Here is an 18,694-nt window from a genome sequence, read left to right on the forward strand (position 1 = left end):
GGTGTCCCACGGGATAATGGGTGTTGTCATTTTTCAAAGCGTTACGCTCAGGGCTTTTTATGAAGGGAACAACCACCGGCAGCGAAGCCGCTGCATTGATTGCGCGGCTGGACTGGGCGCACAGCCCCCTCGGTGAGGCCAATGATTGGCCGCAAAGCCTGCGCACAGCCGTGGACATCGTCATCCACTCTCCGATGCCGATGCTCCTGCTGTGGGGCAGCGAACTCACCCAACTCTACAACGACGGCTTCGCCCTGCTGGCGGGCAATAAACACCCGGACGCCATGGGCCAGCCGGCGCACCAGACCTGGCCGGAACTCGAAAGCTTCACTGCGCCGATCTACGACGCCGTGCTGACCGGCCAGGTGCGCACCTTCAGCGAGCAGCGTTTTGTCCTGCAACGCAACAATCGCGACACCGAAATCTGGCTGGACCTGACCTACAGCCCGATCCGCGATGAAAGCGCCAATGTGGCCGGCATCCTGGTCACGGCCATCGAAACCAACGAACGGCGCAAGGCCCAGCACAACACCGAACAACGCCTGCAACTGGCCCTGGCCGCCACCGATGCGGTGGGCACCTGGGACTGGGACATTGGCGAAGACCGCTTTATCGCCGACGCGCACTTCGCCTACCTGCACGGGGTTGATCCAAGCGACGCCAGCCGGTTGCCGATCAGCGACTACCTGCAAGGCGTACATCCCGAAGACCGCGGCATGGTGGCGCGCAGCATCAAGCATTGCATCACCTACGGCACTGAATACGCCGAGGAATATCGCCTGCAACAGGCCGACGGCCAGGTGCGCTGGGTGTTCGCCCGGGGGCGTTGCTACAAGGATCATCAAGGCCGCCCCGCGCGCTTCCTCGGCGCGGCACTGGACCTCACCGAGCGCAAAAATACCGAGCAGGCCCTGCGCCAGAGCCAGACCGAACTGCAGTTGATCATCAACGCCATGCCGGTGCTGATCGGCTACGTCGACCACGAGCAGCGTTTTCGCCTGAACAACAGTGCCTACCTCGACTGGTACGGCCTGACGCCCCAGGAGCTGTACGGCAAGACCATCCGCGAAGTGCTCGGCGACGATGTGTACGCCGGGCGCGAGGACAAGATCGCCGCTGCGCTCAGGGGCAAGGCCTGCAGTTTCATGACCGTCACCCCCCATCGCGATGGCCGCCCGCGCCATGCGTTGATGAAATACCTGCCACGCTTCAGCAATGACGGCTCGGTGAACGGTTTCTACATCTTTGTCATCGATGAAACCGAACGCAAACTCACCGAAGAAGCCCTGCGCCACCTCAACGAGAACCTCGAGGAGCGCGTGGCCCAGCGCACCCAGGCGCTGGCCGAAGCCAACGAACGCCTGCAAAACGAGATGTTCGAGCGCGAGCGCGCCGAAGATGCCCTGCGCCATGCGCAGAAGATGGAAGCGGTGGGCCAGCTCACCGGCGGTATCGCCCACGACTTCAATAATATGCTCACCGGCATCATCGGCAGCCTGGACCTGATGCAGCGCTACATCGCCGCCGGGCGCAGCGACGAGATCGGCCGCTTTACCGACGCCGCCGTGTCCTCGGCCCATCGCGCGGCCGCCCTCACCCACCGTCTGCTGGCGTTTTCACGGCGCCAGTCGCTGGACCTTCGCCCGCTGGATCCGAACCAGTTGGTAGCGTCCCTGGAGGAGCTGTTCCAGCGCACCAAGGGCGCGCATATCACGCTCAAGGTGCAACTGGGCCGCGACATCTGGCCGGTCAACACCGACGCCAGCCAACTGGAAAACGCCCTGCTCAACCTGGTAATCAACGCACGCGACGCCATGCCCGATGGCGGCGAACTGCTGATCGAAACCGCCAACAGCTACCTGGACGGCACCGATATCACCACCCTCGAACCAGTCAGGGCCGGCGACTACGTGATGCTCGGCGTGTGTGACAACGGCAGCGGCATGGCACCGAAGATTCTCGCCAAGGCGTTCGACCCGTTCTTCACCACCAAGCCCATCGGCCAGGGCACCGGCCTGGGGCTGTCGATGATCTATGGGTTTGCCCAGCAGTCCGGTGGCCACGTGACCATCCAGAGCGAACCGGGCCAGGGCACCTGCGTGCGCCTGTATCTGCCGCGCCTGCACGGCACCTCCCTGGAAAGCAGCCAGCCCGCCCATCCGGGCGAAGTCCCGCTGGCCCTTGCCGGCGAAGCGGTGGTGGTGGTCGAGGATGACCCGGCGGTGCGCATGCTGGTGGTCAATGTGCTCGACGAGCTGGGTTATACCGCGCACCAGGCGGCGGATGCCCGTGCGGCGCTGCCGTTGCTGGAGTCGGACTTGCGCGTGGACCTGCTGGTGACAGACGTCGGCCTGCCCGGCATGAACGGCCGCCAACTGGCGGAGATCGCCCGCCAGCATCGGCCGGGGCTCAAGGTGCTGTTCATGACCGGCTACGCGGAGAAAGCCGCCGAACGCCAGGGCTTCCTGGAGGACGGCATGGACATGGTCGCCAAGCCGTTTTCCATCGACCTGCTGGCGACCAAAATCCGCAGCATGATCAGCGTCGATGATTCAGTTCAGGCATAATCGCGCGCCGTCGCACACCTGGTAGAGACCGATGAAAGCCCAAGCCCGCCATATCCTGGTGAAAACCAGCGAAGAAGCCGAACAGCTCAAGCAGCGCATTGCCAAGGGCGAAGCCTTTGATGTGCTGGCCAAGAAGTACTCCACGTGCCCGTCCGGCAAGCGCGGCGGCGACTTGGGTGAAGTGCGGCCGGGGCAGATGGTCGGGGTGATCGATGCGGTGATCTTCAAGAAACCGGTGAAGGTGGTGCACGGGCCGATCAAGAGCAAGTTCGGGTATCACCTGGTGCAGGTGTTTTACCGGGATTGAGGCTTTGGCTTAAGACCGCTATCGGGGGCAAGCCCCCTCCCACAGGGGTTTGCTCCCGATCCGCCGCAGGCGGCCATTCATCTACTCCCTGGGGATCAGCGCCCCCGGCACCTGGATAACCCGGCTCGCCAATCGATGCCCGGCCAAAGCAGCCTCCTGGGGCGAACCGCCCTTGAGCCGACTGGCCAGGTACGCCGCACTGAACGAATCCCCCGCCGCCGTAGTGTCCACCACCTTCTCCACCTTCAGCGCCGGCACGGCAAGGCGCTCACCGTCGCAACGGATCAAACACGCATCCGCACCGCGCTTGAGCACCACTTCCGCAATCGCCGGGTACGCCGCGAATACCTGTTCGCTGTCGGCATAACCAAACAACGCGCGTTCGTCATCCTCGGTCAGCAAGGCGATATCCACCTCGGCCAGTACGCTGCGATAAGCCTCGCGGGCAACGTCCACCGTGGCCCAGAGCCGTGGCCGGTAGTTGTTGTCAAACACCACTGCGCCGCCACGTCGGCGGGTTTCGATCAGCACTTCGAGCAGGCGCTGGCGCCCGACTTCACCCAGCACCGCCAGGGTAATGCCGCTGAAATACACCACGTTGTAGTCCGGCAATGCCGCCAGGATCGGCGCAGCCGCCGGCGTGGTAAAGCAGTCGCGCACGGCCGCTTCGTTGCGCCAGTAGAGGAATTTGCGCTCGCCGTTGGCATCGGTCTGGATGCAGTACAAGCCGGGCAAACGCCCGGGCAGGCGCTGGACCCGCTCCAGGCCCAAGCCTTCTTCGGCCCAGTGCGCACACATGGCGTCGCTGAAGCTGTCATCGCCCAAGGCGGTGACATAGTCCACCGTGCCGATATCCCCCAGCTCACGGCGCAGGTACACCGCCGCGTTCAGGGTGTCGCCGCCGAAGCTCTGTTGCAGGCTGCCGTCGGCGCGGTGTTGCAATTCGATCATGCATTCGCCGATCAGGGCGATGCGGGGGTGGGTGGTGGTCATGGCTTTACACTCAGAAACGGGTTTCCAGGGACTCGATCACCCGCAACTGCTCATCCACCAGGCAGCCGACCTGCCACTTGTCGAAGGTCAGGCAAGGGTGCGAGGTGCCGAAGGAAATGATGTCGCCGATGCGCAGCTCGACACCTGCCGCAACGGTCATGAAGGCGTGCTGGTCCATCACGGCGGTGACGGTGCAGGCGCTCACATCATCGCCTTCCGCCGGCAGGATCCCGGCGCGATAGCGTTTAAGCGGCACCGGTAAACCGGCGTCGTAGGCCACGTCGCGCTTGCCCAGGGCGATCACCGCAAAGCCCGGCTCAGGCAACGATTGCACATGGGCCCAGACTTCCAGGGCCGGGCGCAGGCCTTCCTGGAGGTCGCCGCGACGGTCGAGCACGCAGCATTGCGCCTCTTTGTAGATGCCATGGTCGTGGGCCACGTAGCTGCCGGGGCGCAATACGCTGAGGAAACGGCCGGCGGCGTTTTGGGTTTCGAAGGACTCGGCGATCAGGTCGTACCAGGCCGACCCAGACGCCGTGATAATGGGCTTGGGCAGGTCGAAGGCCCCATTGTTTTGCAGGTCCACGGCCAGGCGCACCAGGCTCGCGGCGAAGTCGCGGATGCCATTGATGGCGTGCTCGCCGTGGATCACCCCTTCGTAGCCTTCGATACCGGTGAGGGCCAGGGCCGGCTGGGCCTTGATCGCCTTGGCCAGGTCGCGCACTTCCTGCTCGCTGCGGCAACCGCAACGGCCGCCGACCACGCCGTATTCGATCATCACGTTCAGGCGCAGGCCACGGGCGGCGAAGAACAGGCCCAGGTCGGCGACGTTGTCCGGGTGGTCGACCATGCAGTGGAAGTCAAAATCCTTGTCGGCCAGCAGGTCGGCGATCAACGCCATGTTCGGTGCGCCCACCAACTGGTTGGCCATCAGCACCCGGCGCACGCCACCGGCATAGGCGGCGCGGGTCTGCACCGCGTTGGCCAGGGTAATGCCCCAGGCGCCCGCGGCAAGCTGGCGCTGGAACAATGCCGGCATCATGCTGGTCTTGCCGTGGGGCGCCAGTTCCGCGCCGCTGTTGCTGACGAAATCCTGCATCCAGCGAATGTTGTGTTCCAGGGCGTCGCGGTGCAGCACCAGGGCGGGCAGGCTGACGTCACGGACCAGGTGGGCACCGACGGCGGCGGCGCCCTTTTCAACGGCATTGATGGCTGACATGGAAAACTCCTATTCGTTGATGCGACGGGCCAGGTTGTTGGCGCTGTCGATCAACACCCGGCGATAGTCGTTGTAGTTTTTGCTCGCATCGGCCCGAGGGGCGACGATGCACAGCGTCGCAATGCTGACGCCCTGCGCGTCCCGGACCGGGGCGGCAAAGCAGTGGGTAAAGGTGTCGGCCACACTGTCGAAGGAAAAGAACCCATCGAGGGTGGCCTGGCGGATTTGCGCGAGGAAGGTCTCCAGCGGCAGGCGCTGGCCGTCCGGCAGGATAAAGTCGTCGTGGTCGATCAGTTCGATGATCTGCTGGTCGCTCAAGTGCCCCAGCAACAGGCGCCCGGAGGCGGTCCATGGGATCGGCGCGTCTTCACCGATGTCCGAGGAAATGCGGAAATGCCGCTCGCCTTCGCGCATCAGCGCCACCGTGTATTTGCGCCCGTTGAGCAGGCACATCTGCGCGGTTTCGTGGGTTTGGCTGACGATCTCCTGCAAGGCGTGGTCGGCCTCGCGGGTCAGGTCGAAATGACGCAAGTGGGCCTGGCCGAGGAAATACAACTGACGGCCGAGGTAGACGTGACCGTCCTTGCCCACGGTTTCGAGGATGCGCCGCTCCAACAAGGAGGCGACCAATTCGTAGACCGTGGATTTGGGGCTGCCGATGCCACTGGCAATATCATTCGGGCGCAGGGGCTGGCCGATTTCCTTGAGAAAATCGAGGATATCGAATGCACGGTCCAGGCCTTTGGCGCGGCGTTTGATGGTGTCTTCGGTCATGGCGATATCGGTCCGGTCGAAGTTGTTGGGTACGACACAATTCTCCTGTGGGAGGGGGCTTGCCCCCGATGAGGGAGTGTCAGCACATGCATTTGTGACTGACTCACCGCCATCGGGGGCAAGCCCCCTCCCACATTGGATTTGCAGTGGGCTTAAGGGTGAGGGCAATTTAGCCCTTTTTCTTGTAGGCCACGCAATCAATCTCGACCTTGCAGTCCACCATCATGTTGGCCTGCACACAGGCGCGCGCCGGCGCGTGTTCCGGGGTGAAGTATTCGCCGAAGACCTTGTTGAAACTCCAGAAGTCCCGCGGGTCTTCCAGCCACACGCCGACCCGCACCACGTCTTTCAACTCGTAGCCGGCTTCTTCGAGGATCGCCACCACGTTGCGCAGGGTCTGCCGGGTTTGCTCGATGATCCCGCCGGTGATGATTTCGCCGTCCACCGCAGGCACTTGGCCCGAGACGTACAGCCAACCGTCCGCTTCCACCGCGCGGGCGAAGGGACGCGGCTGGCCACCGCCGGCCGTACTGCCGGCTCCGTAACGAGTGATGCTCATAAAACGATGCTCCTGATTAAAAACGAATGTTCTTGAGAAATTCCGCCAGGCGCGGCGATTGCGGCCGCTCGAAGATGTCCTTCGACGAGCCCTGCTCTTCAATCCGGCCCTGGTTCATGAAGACGATCTTGTCCGAGACTTCATAGGCAAAGCGCATTTCGTGGGTGACCAGCAACATGGTCATGCCCTCTTCCGCCAGGCCCTTGATCACACTGAGCACCTCGCCCACCAGTTCCGGGTCGAGGGCCGACGTGACTTCGTCGAAGAGCATCAGGCTCGGGTTCATGGCAATGGCACGGGCTATCGCCACACGCTGTTGCTGGCCGCCGGACAGCTGGCCGGGGAAGTGATCGCGGCGCTGCAAAAGTCCTACACGGTCCAACCATTTTTCCGCGAGTGCCACCGCCTCGTCCTTAGGCATTTTCTTAACTTTCAACAGGCCGAGGGTGACGTTCTGCAATGCGCTCAGATGGGGAAACAGGTTGAACTGCTGGAACGCCATGCCGGTCATCGCCCGGTGCTGGGCGATCACGCGTTCGGGGTGACGCACGCGCTTGCCGCCGATGTCGCTGTAGCCGATGGACTCGCCATCCAGGGTGATCTGCCCGCCCTGGAATTCTTCCAGCAGGTTGACGCAACGCAGCAAGGTGGTCTTGCCCGAGCCGCTGGAGCCGATCAACGTCACCACGTTGCCGCGCGCCATGGACAGGTCGACGCCCTTGAGCACTTCGACCTCGCCGTATTGTTTACGCAGGCCGCGGATGTCCAGCAGCGGCTCGGTTGTTTGAGGTTGGTTCATGGCAAGGCCACCCGCTTTTCAATGTAGCGCCCGAATAACTCGATGGCGTAGTTGATGACAAAGAACAGAAACCCGGCGAACAGGTAGAACTCCAGGGTCATGAAGGTACGCGCGATCACTTGTTGGGTACTCAGCAGCAATTCGGCCACGCCGATCACCAAGAGCAAGGTCGAGGCCTTGACGATTTCCGTCGAGGAATTGACCCAGGTCGGCAGGATCTGCCGCAGCGCCTGGGGCAGCAGCACGTAGGCCAGGGACTGCTGGAACGTCAGGCCAATCGCCTTGCCCGCTTCCAGTTGCCCACGGGGAATGGCTTGCAGTGCACCGCGCACGATTTCCGAGACGTGGGAGCCGCAGAACAGCGTGAGCCCGACGGCGCCGGCCTGGAACGCGGTGATTTTCCAGCCAAGCGCCGGCAGCATGTAGAAACACGCCAACACCAGCACAAACACCGGCGTGCCACGGATCAGGTCGACATACAGGCGAAACGGTGCGCGCATCCAGAATTTGCCGTAGGTCAGGATCAACCCGGCGACGATACCGATCAGCGTGCCAAAGATAATCGCCAGCACCGACACCGCGACACTGGCCTGAAACCCCGCCCAGAGCGTATCCCGGGCGATCCACAACTCATGCAGCCAGCTGGGGGACTCGTACATGGACACCCTCCTTAACGACGGATCGCCAGACGCTGCTCCAGGTAACGGAGCAGCATGGCAATGAGGTAACAGGCCGCCACGTAGAGCGCGGTCGTGACCAGCCAGGTTTCAATCACCCGGTAGCTTTCGACGTTGATCTTGCGGGCGTAATAGGTCAGCTCGGGCACTGCGATGGCGGCGGCCAGCGAGGTGTCCTTGAACAGCGAGATAAAGTTGTTCGACAGCGCGGGCAGTACGTTGCGCAGCATCACCGGTACGGTGATATACGCACGGATCCGCCATTCGCCGAGGCCGATGGCCAGTCCGGCTTCGCGCAAGCCCTTGGGAATATTCAACAGCCCGGCGCGGAACACTTCGGTCAGGTAGGCACCGGCGTACAGCGACAGGGTGATGATGAACGACGGGATCTTGTCCAGGCGGATACCCAGGCTGGGCAACGCAAAGTAGATCAACAGGATCAGCACCAGGATCGGCGTATTGCGGATCACCGTCACATACACCGAGGCCAGGATTCGCAACGCACGGTGTCTGGACAGCATGGCAAACGCCATCAACAGGCCGATCACGCAACCGATGGCGATCGACAGCAATGCCAGTTGCAGGCCCAGGCCGAGCCCCGCCAGCAAGGTGTCGAAATCGCGCCACACGGCGGCAAAGTTCAACTGATAGTTCATGGTCAGCAGTACCTGATGGGGGCGCCGTTGGCGGCGCCCCGGTTTTCACGAATCACTTGAACTCGACGGGAAAGCCGATGGCAGGTTCCGGCAGGTCCACACCGAACCACTGCTTGAACGACGCCTTGTAGGTGGGGAATTCCACACCGGTCATGGCCTCATGCAGCGCGGTGTTGACGAAGTTCAGCCAGTCCTGGTCGCCACGCTTGACCGCGCACGCGTAGGTTTGCGGGCTCCAGGCGTAGGCCGGGCTGCGGTAGCGGCCGGGGTTCTGCACCATCAGGTACTTGACCGAGGACTGGTCGGTGGCGGCGGCATCGGCGCGACCGGAGTTCACCGCCTGGTACATCAGGTCGACGCTGTCGTACTGGTCGACCTTGGCCTTGGGCAGCGCCTGGTGCACCAGCTCTTCGGCATACACGTTCTGCAGCACCGCCACGGTGACGCCATCGCCCGCTGCCTGCAGGTCTTCGATTTCCTTGTACTTGCTGTTGTTCGGCAGCAGCAGGCCCACGCCTTCGCGGTAGTACGGCAGCGTGAACGCCACTTGCTGGGCACGGCTGGCGGTGACGGTGATGAACTGGCAGCTCATGTCGACCTTGTCGGTCAGCAGGTTGGGAATGCGTGCGTCGGACGACTGCACCACAAACTCGACCTTGCTCGGGTCGTTGAACAAGCCCTTGGCCACAATGCGGCCGATGTCGATATCAAACCCCTGCAACTTGCCATCCGCTCCCTGGAAGTGCCACGGCGCATTGGTACTGCCTGTACCCACGATCAGGTGCCCACGCTTGAGCACATCATCGAGCTTGCTGTCCGCCGCCTGCACGATGCCTGCGAGGGAAGCCGATGCGGCGAAGAGAAAAACACACGCTTTGAACACGGAAGGTCGGTGATGCATGACAAGCACTCCAGGAGTTGTGTATTCCGCTATACCGGAACTTAGTATGTAACAACGGAATAGACAGCAGAAAGTGTGCCACACGCCCTCAAAGAAAAACATGCCTGCAATAAAGGCTTGTTAAATCAGATAGATAAATATTTTGGGGAGACAAGGCGCTACGCCAGCATCTGCAATCTCTTTGCTACCCAGGGCCCCATATGGCGGTGACAGGTCCCGGCGGACGCACTGCAACAGCGTTACCGCGCACCGTTGCAGTGCGCGTGCAGCGTGGAAAAATCCCCACGCTGGACTAGCCTTGGCACATCCCTGCCGACAAGGACCCTGCCCTGATGAAGTTATGTCTTACCCTGGTGGTGCTCACCTTGCTGGCAGCCGGCAACGCGTCGGCCAGCAACGACCGCCGCGACTGCAAGGAAGAACTGCGCAGGCTCAAGGAAGCCTTCGACACCAACTACACCAGCCAGAACCACCACGACTACCGCCGGGCCAAGGCCTCCCGGGACAATGAGGAATACCGCAAGTGCGCAAACCAGGCGCGCAAGGCCCGGGAACGCGTGGAGCGTGAGGCAGACCTGTGAAGGTTGACAGTAGACGGTAACGGTCCCCGGGCTTAGCGTTGGCAAAAACCCTGCAAGGCCCAAAGGGAGATCATCATGGGGATTGCCACTGCGACCATTGCCACTACCGACGACTACCGGCGCGTGCTGAGCAGTTCGCGCCCGGTATTCATGCTGTTCATCTCAGCTCACTGCCCGGCCTGCGGGGTAGCCGGGCCGCTGTTTGAGCAGATTGCCGCCCAGTACCGATCAGTAGTGAGCCTGGTGCTCGATTGCGCGAAAACGCCGAGGCACCCGCAGGTTACAGGCACCCCGACGCTGCTGATCTTCCAGAACGGCACCTTGATGGAAACATTCAAGGGTTTCGGACCCGAGGAGCAGCAAGCGCAGTTTGTGGAGGACACCTTCAAGCGTTATGCACGCCGCAAGGCTGCAATAACACCTGCGTCACCCGCCGCTCCTCTACCGCCGCCACCGTCAGGCGCCAGCCCTCATGCTCCAGGCTATCACCCACCACCGGCAGGCGGTCGAGCAGGCTCATCACCAGGCCGGCCAGGGTCTGGTAATCCTCGGTCGCGACGGCCTTGAAGCCGGTACGCTGACGAATCTGGGTGAGATTCAGGGCGCCATTGGCACGGAAGCCCGCGCCCTCCTCGACAATATCCGGCCCTTCGATCTCACTGGCATCCGGCAACTCACCGGCAATGGATTCAAGAATGTCGGTCATGCTCAATACGCCCATGAAGTCACCGAATTCGTTGATCACGAAGGCGATATGGGTGGATTCCTGGCGCATCTGTTCCAGGGCGTTGAGGATCGAAAAGCTCTCCAGCAGGTTGATCGCCCGGCGTGCGAGGTGCTCCAGGTTCGGCTCGTTGCCGGCCAGGTATTCCTTGAGCAACTCCTTCTTGTGCACAAAGCCCAGCGGCTCATCCACCGCGCCATTGCTGATCAACGGCAGGCGCGAATAGGACGAATGCATCAGCTTCAGTCGAATCGTGTCGGGGTCGTCCGCCAGGTCGATAAAGTCGACGTTGGCTCGCGGCGTCATCAAGCTGCGAATCGGCCGCTCGGCCAGCTGCAGCACACCGCTGATCATTACCCGCTCGCGTCGGTCGAACAGCGGCCCCTGGGCGGCATCCGTCTCGCCCAGCAGGTCAGCCACCTCTTCCCCCACCTCCTCCACCGCCAGGCTGCGACCGCCGAGCAAGCGCATCACCGCATGGGCCGTGCGCTCACGCACCGGCAACACGCCTTGGGCCGACTTCTTGCGACGCGCGCGGGCAATCTGGTTGAACACCTCGATCAGGATCGAGAAACCAATCGCCGCGTACAGGTAGCCCTTGGGAATATGGAAACCCAGGCCTTCGGCGGTCAGGGCGAAACCGATCATCATCAGGAAGCCCAGGCACAGCATGATCACCGTCGGGTGGGCGTTGACGAAGCGTGTGAGCGGCTTGCTCGCGACGATCATCAGGCCGATGGAAATGATCACCGCGATCATCATCACCGCCAACTCATCCACCATGCCCACGGCCGTGATCACCGCATCCAGGGAGAACACCGCGTCGAGCACCACGATCTGCGCCACAATCGGCCAGAACATGGCGTATGCCACGTTGCCGGTGCGCTGGGCCACATGGCCTTCCAGGCGTTCATGCAATTCCATGGTGGCCTTGAACAACAGGAACACACCGCCGAACAGCATGATCAGGTCACGACCGGAGAAGCTCTTGTCGAACACCTCGAACAGCGGCTGGGTCAGGGTCACCAACCAGGAAATACTCGCCAGCAGGCCCAGGCGCATCAGCAACGCCAGGGACAAACCGATCAAGCGCGCACGGTCGCGCTGCTCCGGCGGCAGTTTGTCCGCCAGGATCGCAATAAACACCAGGTTGTCGATGCCCAGCACCAGTTCCAGCACAATCAAGGTCAACAGGCCGAGCCAGGCCGTTGGATCCGCTAACCATTCCATTTATATCAGTCTCTCTACAGGTTTCAGAATGCCGGGCACGACAAGGCGCGGTCGGTGGACCGGGACACGGCTGGCAGTCGGGATACGGGGTGTTTCAGCGGGAACAGCGGCGGCGGATGTCTTGGGGAAAGACGACTGGGAGGCTCCGAGAGGATGTTCATGCAGGTCCTGAAATAACAAAAGGACTTGAATCCTACAGGCGAAATACAAATTTCCTGCAACGCAAAACTATTACAAAACCTGTCTTCGAGCCCCACACAAAATCATGTGGGAAGGGGCTTGCCCCCGATGAGCATGAGTATCTACACAACTTTTAAGATATTGCCAAATCTCTGTGGTGAGCGGGCTTGCCCCGCGCTGGGCTGCGAAGCAGCCCCAAAACCAGCCTCTACAGAGTGCCTGATACACCGCGTTCTTCTTTACTGGGGCTGCTTCGCAGCCCAGCGCGGGCGGTGCGACGATTCGACAAGCCCGCTCACCACAACAGCCCTGTCTGCCGGGCGTCCGGCGTTGAGCCAACGTTGTGTAGATACCCATGCCCCGATGAGGGCGTGTCAGGTTTTACGGGTTGCATCGTCCAGCGCCAGGATGGTGTGGGCATTCGTCACCGTCGTCGCCAGGGTATTGATCACCCCCGACCGCAACGCCCCCAATGTTGCCGCCGCCTTGGTGTTCTCACTGGCAATCGCCACCACGTCCGGGATGCGGAACAACTCCTGCACCGTCAACCCGATCACTCGCCCCTGGATCGCGTTGACTGCCGGCTGGCCGTGGATGTCGATGAAGTCATAGCCCATCATGTCGCCCACGGTGCCGGACAAGCGTGCCTGGGCGATTTCCTGGGGCGAGAACCAGCCCATACGGACCATATTGCTGTTCTCGCTCATGTCGCCGATGCCGATCAGCGCCATGTCAGCCCGCCGCGCACGGTCGAGGGTGGAGCGCACCGTGTCATTGTTGATCAACACCCCGCGCAACTCCGGGTTGGCCACCAGGGCCGGGGCGTACAGGCTTTCACTCTCGCCGCCAAAGCGCAGGGCCAGGCGCCGGCAGATGTGATCGGGGTTCATGTATTCGCCGGCCTTGAGCGAACCGCCTATGGCGCAGACAAATGTGCAGTTGCGCGTCACCGGCAGGAACACGTTATCGGCCACGGCGCCGACGTTGCGGCCCATGCCCACGGCGACGATCATGCCGTCGCTCAAGGTCTTGTTCAGGTAGTTGGCCACCAGGCTGGCGACGGCCGAGCGTTGGGTATCGGGGTCGCTGTGGTCCACCGCGATCAACGCGCGATCCAGCTTGAAGCGCGCCACCAAGGCCTGTTCCAGCTCGTTGTTCATCGCCGGATGCTGCAAGACGCGCACCTCGACAATGCCCTCATCCCGCGCGCGCTTGAGCAATCGGCTGACTTTTGCCCGGGACAGGTCGAAGCGCTTGGCGATGGCTTCCTGAGTGACGTTCTCGAGGTAATAGAGCATCGCCACTTCGGTCATCTGATCAATATCGCTGGCCATGCGCTGGGTACTGTCACTCATGGGGACGGGCTTCCGTTTCGGCGTCAAAGGCGCATTCTCCCGACTCTTGCCCTGCTACGTCCACTATTGATGCCCATCGCGCTCGATCGCATTGATGCGCTCGACCTTGGCCCCGGAACGGGCCGCCTCGAACTCCGACTCCAGGAACGACTTGACGATGCTTTTCGCCAGTTCGGCGCCGATCACCCGCGCGCCGATAGAGAGGATCTGCGCATCGTTGCTCTTGCGCGCCCGCTCTGCCGAGTACGTGTCATGGGCCTGGGCCGCACGAATCCCGAGCACCTTGTTGGCCGAGATCGCCATGCCGATCCCCGTGCCGCACACCAGCACGCCCAGGCGCTGCTGCCCGGCGTTGATGGCGGTGGCCACGGCCAGGGCGATGTCCGGGTACAACACCGGCGCGGTGGAATGGGTGCCGAAGTCGGTCACCGGATAGCCCAGCGCCTCGATATGGCGCTTTAACAGCTCCTTGAGCTCAAAACCCGCTTCATCGCATCCGATAGCCACCGGGAAAGGTGTGTTCATGATGTCTGGCTCCGCTGCCGTGAGGGTGCTTACGACTGATCAATTGATCACTCAATGAAATTTCTCTCATTCATTTCGCAGGCGTTACCCCTCTTCTGTCAAGCGGGATTTAACTGACCTGTCAGTCAAAGCGCTCTAAAAAAGGGTAATTGGCGAAAAAGATCAGAATCGCAGCATTTACATGAAAGAGATTGACTGATCAGAATTTCATTTGATACACATATGATCACAGCGAAACATGACTGTGCGACCTAATAAGAATTCACAGCACGAGGACACGCCGATGGCCACGCCATTACTGCTCCAGGCTGAACACGTCGCCAAGGCTTACGCCGGGATCCCTGCCCTGCGTGACGGGCGCCTCTCTCTGCGGGCCGGCAGCGTCCACGCCCTGTGCGGCGGCAATGGCGCAGGCAAGTCGACTTTCCTGAGCATCCTGATGGGCATCACCCCGCGCGATGCCGGCAGCATTCTGCTCAACGGCACCGCCGTACAGTTCAATCGCCCCAGCGAAGCCCTCGCGGCGGGGATCGCGATGATCACCCAGGAACTGGAACCGATCCCCTACATGACCGTCGCCGAAAACATCTGGCTGGGCCGCGAACCGCGCCGCGCCGGCTGCATCGTCGACAACAAGGCCTTGAACCGCCGCACCCGCGAGCTGCTGGAAAGCCTGGAATTCGAGGTGGACGCCAGCAGCCCCATGCACCGACTGAGCGTGGCGCAGATCCAGCTGGTGGAAATCGCCAAGGCGTTCAGCCATGACTGCCAGGTGATGATCATGGACGAGCCAACGTCGGCCATTGGCGAGCGCGAAGCCGAAACCCTGTTCAAGGCGATTCGCCGCCTCACCGCGCGGGGCGCCGGCATCGTCTATGTATCGCACCGCTTGAGCGAACTGGCGCAGATCGCTGATGACTACAGCATCTTCCGCGACGGCGCCTTTGTGGAAAGCGGACGCATGGCCGATATCGACCGCGACCACCTGGTGCGCGGCATCGTTGGCCAGGAACTGACCCGCATCGACCACAAGGTCGGCCGCGAATGCGCCGCCGACACCTGCCTGCAAGTCGACAACCTCAGCCGCGCCGGCGAGTTCCACGACATCAGCCTGCAACTGCGCCAGGGTGAAATCCTCGGCATCTACGGCCTGATGGGCTCGGGGCGCAGTGAATTCCTCAACTGCATCTATGGCCTGACCGTGGCGGACTCCGGCAGCGTCACCCTGCAAGGCAAGCCCATGCCCGTCGGCCTGCCCAAGGCGACCATCAATGCCGGCATGTCGCTGGTCACCGAAGACCGCAAGGACAGCGGCCTGGTGCTGACCGGCAGCATTCTTTCCAACATTGCGCTGTCGGCCTACAAGCGCCTGTCGAGCTGGTCGCTGATCAACGCACGCAAGGAAACCCAACTGGCCCAGGACATGGTCAAGCGCCTGCAGATCAAAACCACCTCACTGGAACTGCCGGTGGCGTCCATGAGCGGCGGCAACCAACAGAAAGTGGTGCTTGCCAAATGCCTGTCGACCGAACCGGTGTGCCTGCTGTGCGATGAGCCGACCCGGGGTATCGATGAGGGCGCCAAGCAGGAGATCTACCACCTGCTGGATCAATTCGTGCGCGCCGGTGGCGCCGCCATCGTGGTGTCGTCGGAAGCCCCGGAACTGTTGCACCTGAGTGACCGCATCGCCGTCTTCAAGGGCGGCCGCCTGGTGACCATCAGCACCGACACCGCCCTTTCCCAGGAAGCCCTGTTGAGTCTTGCCTCATGAATGCCAAAACCATTGCCGCCCCTATCACCACCGCACCGCGCAACCGCCTGCGCCTGTCCCTCGACCGCTTTGGCCTGCCACTGGTGTTTATCCTGCTGTGCGTGGTGATGGCGTTTTCCAGCGAGTACTTCATGACCTGGCGCAACTGGATGGACATCCTGCGCCAGACCTCCATCAACGGCATCCTCGCGGTGGGCATGACCTACGTGATCCTGACCAAGGGCATCGACCTCTCCGTCGGCTCGATCCTGGCCTTTGCCGGATTGTGCAGCGCCATGGTCGCGACCCAGGGCTACGGGCTGCTGGCGGCGGTGAGCGCGGGGATGTTTGCCGGGGCGATGCTCGGCGTGGTCAACGGCTTTATGGTCGCCAACCTGTCGATCCCACCGTTCGTGGCCACCCTCGGCATGCTCAGCATTGCCCGTGGCATGACCTTCATCCTCAACGACGGCAGCCCGATCACCGACCTGCCCGACGCCTACCTGGCCCTGGGCATAGGCAAGATCGGCCCGATTGGCGTGCCGATCATCATCTTCGCGGTGGTCGCGCTGATCTTCTGGATGGTGCTGCGCTACACCACCTACGGCCGCTACGTGTACGCGGTGGGCGGCAATGAAAAAAGCGCGCGCACCTCCGGGATCGGCGTGCGCAAGGTGATGTTTTCGGTGTACGTGGTGTCCGGCCTGCTCGCCGGGTTGGCCGGCGTGGTGTTGTCGGCACGTACCACCTCCGCCCTGCCCCAGGCCGGGGTGTCCTATGAGCTGGACGCGATTGCCGCCGTGGTGATCGGCGGCACCAGCCTGTCGGGCGGCACCGGCAGCATTGTCGGCACGCTGTTCGGCGCGTTGTTGATCGGCGTGATCAACAACGGCCTGAACCTGCTCGGCGTGTCCTCCTATTACCAGCAGGTCGCCAAGGGCCTGATCATCGTGTTTGCAGTACTGATCGACGTGTGGCGCAAGAAAAAACGCTAGAGAACGACCACTACAACAATAACCGGAGTTCCCCCCATGAAACTTGGTACCACCCTGGCCGCCGCGGCGGCTCTCTCCCTGCTCGCCGGCAGTATCGCAATGGCCGCCGATGGCAAGACCTACAAGGTCGGCGCGGCCGTCTACGGCCTCAAGGGCCAGTTCATGCAGAACTGGGTCCGCGAGCTCAAGGAGCACCCGGCGGTCAAGGACGGCACCGTGCAGTTGACCGTGTTCGACGGCAACTACGACGCCCTGACCCAGAACAACCAGATCGAAAACATGGTGACCCAGCGCTACGACGCGATCCTGTTCGTGCCGATCGACACCAAGGCCGGCGTCGGCACGGTCAAGCAAGCCATGAGCAACGACGTGGTGGTTATCGCCTCCAACACCAAGGTCGCCGACGCCTCGGTGCCCTACGTCGGTAACGATGATGTGGAAGGCGGCCGCCTGCAGGCCCAGGCCATGGTCGACAAGCTCAACGGCAAGGGCAACGTGGTGATCATCCAGGGCCCGATTGGCCAGTCGGCGCAGATCGACCGCGAGAAAGGCGAGCTGGAAGTGCTGGGCAAGCACCCTGGCATCAAGATCATCGAGAAGAAGACCGCCAACTGGGACCGCGCCCAGGCCCTGGCGCTGACCGAAGACTGGTTGAACGCCCACCCCAAAGGCATCAACGGCGTGATCGCGCAGAACGACGACATGGCCCTCGGCGCCGTACAGGCCCTCAAATCCCACGGCCTGACCTCCAAGGATGTGCCCGTCACGTCCATCGACGGCATGCCGGACGCGATCCAGGCGGCGAAGAAAGACGAAGTCACCACCTTCCTCCAGGACGCCCAGGCCCAGTCCCAGGGCGCACTGGACGTGGCGTTACGCGCACTGGCCGGCAAGGACTACAAACCGCAGTCGGTGATCTGGGAGCGCTATGCCAAGGACCTGAAATGGGGCGATGGCACGGCCAAGACCTACATCCTGCCGTGGGTGCCCGTGACTAACGCCAACGCCGATGCACTGTACAAACAAGTCAGTGGCGGTAAGTAGTTATTGGCTTGAAATACAGGCAAGTGTGGGAGGGGGCAAGCCCCCTCCCACATGAGATCTTCACTGTTTTCGAAAATGGAGTCATGTAAATGTCTGGATTCTGGAACCAAGCCTTCGACCTCAACGGCCGTTGCGCGGTGATCACCGGCGGCGCCGCCGGTATCGGCCTGGCCTGCGCCAGCCTGCTGGTGGAGCGTGGCGCCCGCGTAGCGTTGCTCGACCGCGACCCGGCGGTGGTTGAAGTGGCAGCAAGCCTGGGTGCCGGGCATCTGGGCATTGCCGTCGACCTCAGCCGGATCAACCAGGTGCAACACACCATCGACCAGGTCTTCGCACACTTCCAACGCCTGGACTACCTGATCAACAGCGCCGGCGTGGCCCTGCTGGACAAGGCCGTCGATGTCAGCGAAAGCGCCTGGGACACCACCCTCGACATCAACCTCAAGGCCAGCTTTTTCGTGGCCCAGGCCTGCGCGCGGCACATGCTCGCCCAGGGCAGCGGGCGCATCGTCAACCTCGCGTCCCAGGCCGCGGTGATCGGCCTCGACCGCCACGTCGCCTACTGCGCCAGCAAGGCGGCCATCGTCGGCATGACCAAGGTGCTGGCCATGGAATGGGCGCCGCACATCAACGTCAACGCCATCTCCCCCACCATCGTCGAGACCGCGCTGGGCAAGAAGGCCTGGGCCGGTGAAGTCGGCGAACGGGCCAAATTGCAGATCCCGGCGGGCCGCTTTGCCCAGCCGGAGGAAATCGCCGGGCTGGCGTTGTACCTGCTCAGCGATGCCGCGCAGATGATCACCGGCGCCAACCTGGTGATCGACGGCGGCTACAGCATTCAGTAATTCATTTATCTGT

18 protein-coding genes and 1 pseudogene are annotated in these 18,694 nt (G+C 62.3%); 8 read left to right on the plus strand and 11 right to left on the minus strand.

Annotated elements, in window-relative coordinates:
* The first annotated feature begins 59 nt into the window (after positions 1-59).
* The gene (locus FX984_RS05185; protein ID WP_027608626.1) at positions 60-2,567 is read left to right on the plus strand and encodes a PAS domain-containing hybrid sensor histidine kinase/response regulator; all 2,508 of its coding nucleotides are present in this window, start codon (positions 60-62) and stop codon (positions 2,565-2,567) included.
* A gap of 31 nt (positions 2,568-2,598) precedes the next feature.
* Entirely contained in the window at positions 2,599-2,874 is a 276-nt protein-coding gene (locus tag FX984_RS05190) for a peptidylprolyl isomerase (RefSeq protein WP_010564624.1), read from the plus strand.
* Between the two features lie 81 nt (positions 2,875-2,955).
* On the opposite strand, the gene FX984_RS05195 is transcribed toward FX984_RS05190, so the two are convergent.
* The 8 genes from FX984_RS05195 to FX984_RS05230 form a co-directional block, all read right to left on the minus strand.
* A complete protein-coding gene (locus FX984_RS05195) occupies positions 2,956-3,867 on the minus strand; it encodes a sugar kinase (RefSeq protein ID WP_108572844.1) in 912 nt (303 codons plus the stop codon).
* Between the two features lie 10 nt (positions 3,868-3,877).
* A complete protein-coding gene (locus tag FX984_RS05200) occupies positions 3,878-5,086 on the minus strand; it encodes an amino acid deaminase (protein WP_027608628.1) in 1,209 nt (402 codons plus the stop codon).
* Between the two features lie 9 nt (positions 5,087-5,095).
* Positions 5,096-5,860, minus strand: coding sequence for an IclR family transcriptional regulator (locus tag FX984_RS05205; protein ID WP_027608629.1), 765 nt, complete (start codon positions 5,858-5,860; stop codon positions 5,096-5,098).
* A gap of 169 nt (positions 5,861-6,029) precedes the next feature.
* Positions 6,030-6,419, minus strand: coding sequence for a RidA family protein (locus FX984_RS05210; RefSeq protein WP_012723821.1), 390 nt, complete (start codon positions 6,417-6,419; stop codon positions 6,030-6,032).
* Between the two features lie 16 nt (positions 6,420-6,435).
* Positions 6,436-7,218 carry an amino acid ABC transporter ATP-binding protein gene (locus FX984_RS05215; protein ID WP_027608630.1) on the minus strand — a complete coding sequence of 261 codons (783 nt, stop codon included), beginning with the start codon at positions 7,216-7,218 and terminating at the stop codon, positions 6,436-6,438.
* Positions 7,215-7,877, minus strand: a complete 663-nt coding sequence (locus FX984_RS05220; RefSeq protein WP_146477998.1) for an amino acid ABC transporter permease — start codon at positions 7,875-7,877, stop codon at positions 7,215-7,217. Before FX984_RS05220 ends, FX984_RS05215 begins: the two co-directional genes overlap by 4 nt.
* 11 nt (positions 7,878-7,888) lie before the next feature.
* Positions 7,889-8,551 (minus strand): amino acid ABC transporter permease, encoded by a 663-nt coding sequence (locus FX984_RS05225; protein WP_027608632.1) that lies wholly within the window; start codon positions 8,549-8,551, stop codon positions 7,889-7,891.
* Positions 8,552-8,603: 52 nt separating this feature from the next.
* A complete protein-coding gene (locus FX984_RS05230) occupies positions 8,604-9,452 on the minus strand; it encodes a transporter substrate-binding protein (RefSeq protein WP_027608633.1) in 849 nt (282 codons plus the stop codon).
* A 332-nt stretch (positions 9,453-9,784) separates the two neighbouring features.
* Here FX984_RS05230 and FX984_RS05235 point away from each other — a divergent pair, with 332 nt between their 5' ends.
* Positions 9,785-10,033: a hypothetical protein gene (locus FX984_RS05235; RefSeq protein WP_098479288.1), complete on the plus strand. Its 249-nt coding sequence runs from the start codon at positions 9,785-9,787 to the stop codon at positions 10,031-10,033.
* Positions 10,034-10,108: 75 nt separating this feature from the next.
* Positions 10,109-10,399 (plus strand): annotated as a pseudogene (locus FX984_RS32935) (thioredoxin family protein); the annotation flags it as partial.
* 19 nt (positions 10,400-10,418) lie between these two features.
* Here the strand turns inward: FX984_RS32935 and FX984_RS05245 are convergent.
* The 3 genes from FX984_RS05245 to rpiB all read right to left on the minus strand — a co-directional run bounded on the left by FX984_RS05245 (position 10,419) and on the right by rpiB (position 14,047).
* Positions 10,419-11,987 carry a TerC family protein gene (locus tag FX984_RS05245; protein WP_146477997.1) on the minus strand — a complete coding sequence of 523 codons (1,569 nt, stop codon included), beginning with the start codon at positions 11,985-11,987 and terminating at the stop codon, positions 10,419-10,421.
* A gap of 554 nt (positions 11,988-12,541) precedes the next feature.
* Positions 12,542-13,522, minus strand: coding sequence for a sugar-binding transcriptional regulator (locus FX984_RS05250; RefSeq protein ID WP_027608636.1), 981 nt, complete (start codon positions 13,520-13,522; stop codon positions 12,542-12,544).
* A gap of 63 nt (positions 13,523-13,585) precedes the next feature.
* Entirely contained in the window at positions 13,586-14,047 is a 462-nt protein-coding gene (gene rpiB / locus FX984_RS05255; protein WP_016969738.1) for a ribose 5-phosphate isomerase B, read from the minus strand.
* Positions 14,048-14,330: 283 nt separating this feature from the next.
* Here rpiB and FX984_RS05260 point away from each other — a divergent pair, with 283 nt between their 5' ends.
* From FX984_RS05260 to FX984_RS05275, 4 genes are all read left to right on the plus strand, one after another.
* Positions 14,331-15,818 carry a sugar ABC transporter ATP-binding protein gene (locus tag FX984_RS05260; RefSeq protein ID WP_065941970.1) on the plus strand — a complete coding sequence of 496 codons (1,488 nt, stop codon included), beginning with the start codon at positions 14,331-14,333 and terminating at the stop codon, positions 15,816-15,818.
* Entirely contained in the window at positions 15,815-16,792 is a 978-nt protein-coding gene (locus tag FX984_RS05265) for an ABC transporter permease (RefSeq protein WP_027608638.1), read from the plus strand. Before FX984_RS05260 ends, FX984_RS05265 begins: the two co-directional genes overlap by 4 nt.
* A gap of 36 nt (positions 16,793-16,828) precedes the next feature.
* A complete protein-coding gene (locus FX984_RS05270) occupies positions 16,829-17,836 on the plus strand; it encodes a substrate-binding domain-containing protein (RefSeq protein ID WP_074847011.1) in 1,008 nt (335 codons plus the stop codon).
* Between the two features lie 89 nt (positions 17,837-17,925).
* Positions 17,926-18,681, plus strand: a complete 756-nt coding sequence (locus FX984_RS05275) for an SDR family oxidoreductase (protein ID WP_027608640.1) — start codon at positions 17,926-17,928, stop codon at positions 18,679-18,681.
* Positions 18,682-18,694 lie beyond the last annotated feature (13 nt).

It is taken from the genome of Pseudomonas marginalis, assembly GCF_008692035.1.
GTDB classification, from domain to species: domain Bacteria; phylum Pseudomonadota; class Gammaproteobacteria; order Pseudomonadales; family Pseudomonadaceae; genus Aquipseudomonas; species Aquipseudomonas marginalis.

Excerpts from the sequence above, each read along its gene's own strand:
- FX984_RS05245 (WP_146477997.1), bottom strand. The coding sequence starts at position 11,987 with ATGGAATGGTTAGCGGATCCAACGGCCTGGCTCGGCCTGTTGACCTTG.
- rpiB (WP_016969738.1), bottom strand. The coding sequence starts at position 14,047 with ATGAACACACCTTTCCCGGTGGCTATCGGATGCGATGAAGCGGGTTTT.
- FX984_RS05230 (WP_027608633.1), bottom strand. The coding sequence starts at position 9,452 with ATGCATCACCGACCTTCCGTGTTCAAAGCGTGTGTTTTTCTCTTCGCC.
- FX984_RS05205 (WP_027608629.1), bottom strand. The coding sequence starts at position 5,860 with ATGACCGAAGACACCATCAAACGCCGCGCCAAAGGCCTGGACCGTGCA.
- FX984_RS05225 (WP_027608632.1), bottom strand. The coding sequence starts at position 8,551 with ATGAACTATCAGTTGAACTTTGCCGCCGTGTGGCGCGATTTCGACACC.
- FX984_RS05200 (WP_027608628.1), bottom strand. The coding sequence starts at position 5,086 with ATGTCAGCCATCAATGCCGTTGAAAAGGGCGCCGCCGCCGTCGGTGCC.
- FX984_RS05260 (WP_065941970.1), top strand. The coding sequence starts at position 14,331 with ATGGCCACGCCATTACTGCTCCAGGCTGAACACGTCGCCAAGGCTTAC.
- FX984_RS05220 (WP_146477998.1), bottom strand. The coding sequence starts at position 7,877 with ATGTACGAGTCCCCCAGCTGGCTGCATGAGTTGTGGATCGCCCGGGAT.
- FX984_RS05215 (WP_027608630.1), bottom strand. The coding sequence starts at position 7,218 with ATGAACCAACCTCAAACAACCGAGCCGCTGCTGGACATCCGCGGCCTG.
- FX984_RS05275 (WP_027608640.1), top strand. The coding sequence starts at position 17,926 with ATGTCTGGATTCTGGAACCAAGCCTTCGACCTCAACGGCCGTTGCGCG.
- FX984_RS05265 (WP_027608638.1), top strand. The coding sequence starts at position 15,815 with ATGAATGCCAAAACCATTGCCGCCCCTATCACCACCGCACCGCGCAAC.
- FX984_RS05190 (WP_010564624.1), top strand. The coding sequence starts at position 2,599 with ATGAAAGCCCAAGCCCGCCATATCCTGGTGAAAACCAGCGAAGAAGCC.
- FX984_RS05195 (WP_108572844.1), bottom strand. The coding sequence starts at position 3,867 with ATGACCACCACCCACCCCCGCATCGCCCTGATCGGCGAATGCATGATC.
- FX984_RS05210 (WP_012723821.1), bottom strand. The coding sequence starts at position 6,419 with ATGAGCATCACTCGTTACGGAGCCGGCAGTACGGCCGGCGGTGGCCAG.
- FX984_RS05270 (WP_074847011.1), top strand. The coding sequence starts at position 16,829 with ATGAAACTTGGTACCACCCTGGCCGCCGCGGCGGCTCTCTCCCTGCTC.
- FX984_RS05185 (WP_027608626.1), top strand. The coding sequence starts at position 60 with ATGAAGGGAACAACCACCGGCAGCGAAGCCGCTGCATTGATTGCGCGG.
- FX984_RS05235 (WP_098479288.1), top strand. The coding sequence starts at position 9,785 with ATGAAGTTATGTCTTACCCTGGTGGTGCTCACCTTGCTGGCAGCCGGC.
- FX984_RS05250 (WP_027608636.1), bottom strand. The coding sequence starts at position 13,522 with ATGAGTGACAGTACCCAGCGCATGGCCAGCGATATTGATCAGATGACC.